General features: G+C 42.7%; 2 protein-coding genes and 1 pseudogene. All 3 read right to left on the bottom strand.

The annotated features are described in order from the left end of the window. Positions 1-208: pseudogene (locus ACLQ6D_RS07430) on the bottom strand (hypothetical protein); the annotation flags it as partial. Positions 209-859: 651 nt separating this feature from the next. Continuing rightward, positions 860-1894 carry an NAD-dependent epimerase/dehydratase family protein gene (locus ACLQ6D_RS07425; protein WP_411726652.1) on the bottom strand — a complete coding sequence of 345 codons (1035 nt, stop codon included), beginning with the start codon at positions 1892-1894 and terminating at the stop codon, positions 860-862. A 115-nt stretch (positions 1895-2009) separates the two neighbouring features. Further along, on the bottom strand, positions 2010-3296 hold the full coding sequence (locus tag ACLQ6D_RS07420) for a nucleotide sugar dehydrogenase (protein ID WP_411726651.1): 1287 nt from the start codon (positions 3294-3296) through the stop codon (positions 2010-2012). Positions 3297-3846 lie beyond the last annotated feature (550 nt).

Here is a 3846-nt window from a genome sequence, read left to right as displayed (position 1 = left end):
AATCGCCCGGCCCTAGTTCAGCCAGAGTGTTGGGGATGGAGCGCATGCCATTCTCCCAGAGCAACGTGATATGTTTCAGCCACACCCCATAACAATAGACAGCTGAATTTGTGCCACCCCCACTTCCTTTAGGTAATATTTTTATCATACCAGGAACATAGGTTAACAGTCCTTTTACAAGTGGTTTTACAACTAGTTTTATAATCATAATATATTTTCCCATAGATTTGGCGGACAAATGAATACTCAATGATAATTCGATAGATGGGTATTTTAACTTAAAATACCCATGTGTGCCCAGGTATCAGTTATCTGGCTGGTCTTAGTTAAAAATATGGATTACTTCTATAAGCTCTGTTTTTTTTCCGATAACTTTCTCATTCTATTTCAATAATGGTTGTATGACGAATACGTCAATAGCCGTAACAGTTATCATGGTGCCAGAGAATATATGAGTACATTGGCTGAAAGGTTGATGAGTATAATGAACGATTATCATGCTCCGAGAAATATCCATGAATGTTGGTTACGTTCGCGTCAGAGTACCCGCGATCAGACCGTGCGCTTCAGGTTGATACGCTAAAGGTGGTTGGCTGCGCAAGGGTTACACGGAAGTCAATTAGCACTGAATAGAAAATTGCTCGGCTTCTATAACTACTATGGTGTAACTGGGAATTCACAAAGTTTAAGCACCTTTTTTTATAGCTGTCCAGATTAGTCCTGGTCTGGACGTTGTGTGTATTTTTCGCTGTAGGTGCGGATTTATCCGCACAGTGCAAATAAATCCGTACCTACGAAGGAGAATAAGGTGTCACTTAGCGACTTTTACGGTAATGATTAAGCCAGTGAAGATGAATGGTTATGTTCCCTTAAGGCTTTCTAAATACCAATCTAATGCTTCTGTTAACCCTTCTCGAACATGATATGTTGGCGCATAACCCAACAAAGCCTGAGCTTTGGAAATATCCGCAAGCGAATGACGAACATCTCCTGAACGGAAATCCCGATAAATTGGCTTAAAACTTTCAAGCTTCTTGAAGTGCAAAACCAAATTTTCTCTTAGATAACCCAATAATTGATTTAGCGTAGTACGATCACCTGCGGCAATATTATAGACTTGATTTATTGCACAGACATTCTCTGTAGCCGCTGCTTGCAGGTTCGCTTGAACAACATTTTTGATATAGCAAAAATCTCTACTGGTTTCACCATCACCATTGACATAGACTTCCTCATCACGAACCATCGCAGCTATCCATTTGGGGATAACAGCCGCGTAAGCACCGTCAGGATCCTGTCTTGGCCCAAAAACATTGAAATAACGTAAACCGATTGACTCCAAGCCATAGCACCTTGCAAACATATCTGCATACAGCTCATTTACATATTTGGTGACGGCATATGGGGACAGTGGTTTCCCAATTTGATCTTCCACTTTGGGCAAGCCCGGATGATCTCCATAAGTAGAAGAGGATGCAGCATAGACGAAGCGTTTTACCTTAGCGTCATGTGCAGCGACCAGCATATTTAGAAAGCCATCGATATTAGCAGTATTAGTGTTAATGGGATCTTCAAGGGATCTCGGAACGCTACCCAGCGCGGCCTGATGCAAAACAAAGTCGACTCCCGCACAAGCTTGACGGCAAGCGGCAAGGTCACGAATATCGCCGTTAATGAACTTGAAGTTATCCCATTTTTTTTCGCCCACAATATTCCTGACCTGTTCTAAATTATGCTGGTGACCGGTAGCAAAATTATCTAGCCCGATTATGAGTTGATCATGATCAAGTAGCGTTTCCAACAAATTTGAGCCAATAAAACCAGCTACTCCGGTAATCAGCCATGTCGCAGGCTTATCAACAAATCGGGCTAAAGATGTTTGAGTTGGTTTCATAGAAAAATGTGACCTTAAAAATTATAATGTCCGTTTAGTATCGTTGCTTTGGTTAATTAATTTGTGCCAAGGTTAGTAACAATGGGGCTTATTGAAGACATCCCAGAACAATATTCTACAAGCGCCACAATTTGTAACCAGCCTCCCGTATTGAAATAGGATCATAAGCTGATTTGACATCTACAAAAACGCCAGCAGGTTTAAGTTTCGATAAGATATTATTGAGTGGATTATCCAGATATTCATTATGTGAAACTGCTGCAACAATCGCATCTGCGGCCGGTAAATTATCCCAATTCATCAATGAGATGCCATACTCATGAACCGCCTCTTCGGATTCAGCTACTGGATCATGAACTGACACATCCCAACCGAAATTTTGCAATTCATAGACAATATCTGCGACTTTTGAATTTCTTAAGTCAGGGCAGTTCTCTTTGAAGGTCAGGCCTAAAACGATGATTTTTGCAGTCTTGACTGAGTAGCCTGCCTGGATTAATAGCATGCCTGTTTGCCTGGCAATGAACGAAGCCATTCCATCATTAATTCGTCGGCCGGCAAGGATAACCTCAGGATGATATCCGACCATTTCCGCTTTATGAGTCAGATAGTAGGGGTCAACTCCAATACAATGCCCGCCTACCAAACCCGGACGGAACGGCAAGAAATTCCACTTGGTGCCTGCAGCTTTTAGCACTTCCAAGGTGTCTATGCCCAAGCGGTCAAATATTATCGCCAACTCGTTCATCAATGCGATATTCAAATCACGTTGAGTATTTTCAATGACCTTTGCTGCTTCAGCAACTTTTATGGAACTGGCTCGGTGCACACCAGCAATGATGATACTTTCATATAATTTGGCTACTTTTTCCAAAGTTTCTGCGTCATCCCCTGAGACTACTTTAGTAATTTTAGTTATGGTTCTTTCTTTATCCCCCGGATTAACGCGTTCCGGCGAATAGCCAACGTGAAAGTCTTGTTTCCATTTAAGACCTGATTCGCGCTCCAGTATGGGTATGCAGACTTCCTCCGTTGCTCCGGGATAGACGGTCGATTCATAGACAACAATGGCACCACGTTTTAAATGTTTGCCCACCGTAATAGAGGATGAAACCAAAGGTGAAAAATCTGGCTGATGCGCAGCATCTACTGGCGTTGGTACTGCAATTATTACAAAATCAGCCTTGGTTAAATTGCCAGGATCACTCGTTACAGCCAGACCAGTTGCCGCTTGTAAATCTATACTGGAAACTTCTCTGGTTGGATCACAATAATTCCGATAACTCTCGATTTTGCTCTCAGACAAATCATACCCTATGGTTTCATATTTTTTGCCAAACTCCACCGCCAAGGGCAAACCAACATAACCCAATCCAACAACCGCAACAATATTCTGGCTCACACAATTTCTCCTAAATGTTCTATTATTTCATATATGCTTTCAACAGCTTATCCAGTGTTCCGTAAAATCCAGCCGTTCGGGGCGGGGATATCAGGCGGCTTTAGTATAGTGTTTTTTGCTGTTCGATATATTGGCGAATAATACTAATCGGCGCACCGTCACAAGATGCGGCATCCCAGCCGTTCCTTACGGCTACGCTAAGGACAGGCTCTGCTACTCTATGTTTTATAACCAACAAAGGGTATAAAAACTTGTTGCGCAACGACTCGACGCGATTTCGTATTGCTTTGCACAACACTACGCAAACAGCACTCCGTGAAAACGCCCAGCCCTATGTCTTCTGGACTATTCGGCTTCCCGCCTCGCAGCGAAGGCTGCTAACCGTGTTTTGAGGGACAACCACAAGGAAAGTGCACCTGTCGGGGCATAAAAGGGAGGGCAAAAAGGACTTTGCAACAGGAATCGGCTTCAAAATGCCCGGATTTGGGAAAACATCCAAAAAATTTCAGTTCCTTCGTTATAAGGCGGTTTTAATTGCAATTAATAGAGG

This window comes from Methyloglobulus sp., assembly GCF_046714055.1.
GTDB lineage: Bacteria > Pseudomonadota > Gammaproteobacteria > Methylococcales > Methylomonadaceae > Methyloglobulus.
Note: the sequence above shows the minus strand (reverse complement) of the source record. Positions and strands in the feature narration are given on the sequence as shown.

Bases quoted from the DNA above. Each gene is read 5' to 3' on its own strand.
- ACLQ6D_RS07425 (WP_411726652.1), bottom strand. From the start codon at position 1,894: ATGAAACCAACTCAAACATCTTTAGCCCGATTTGTTGATAAGCCTGCG.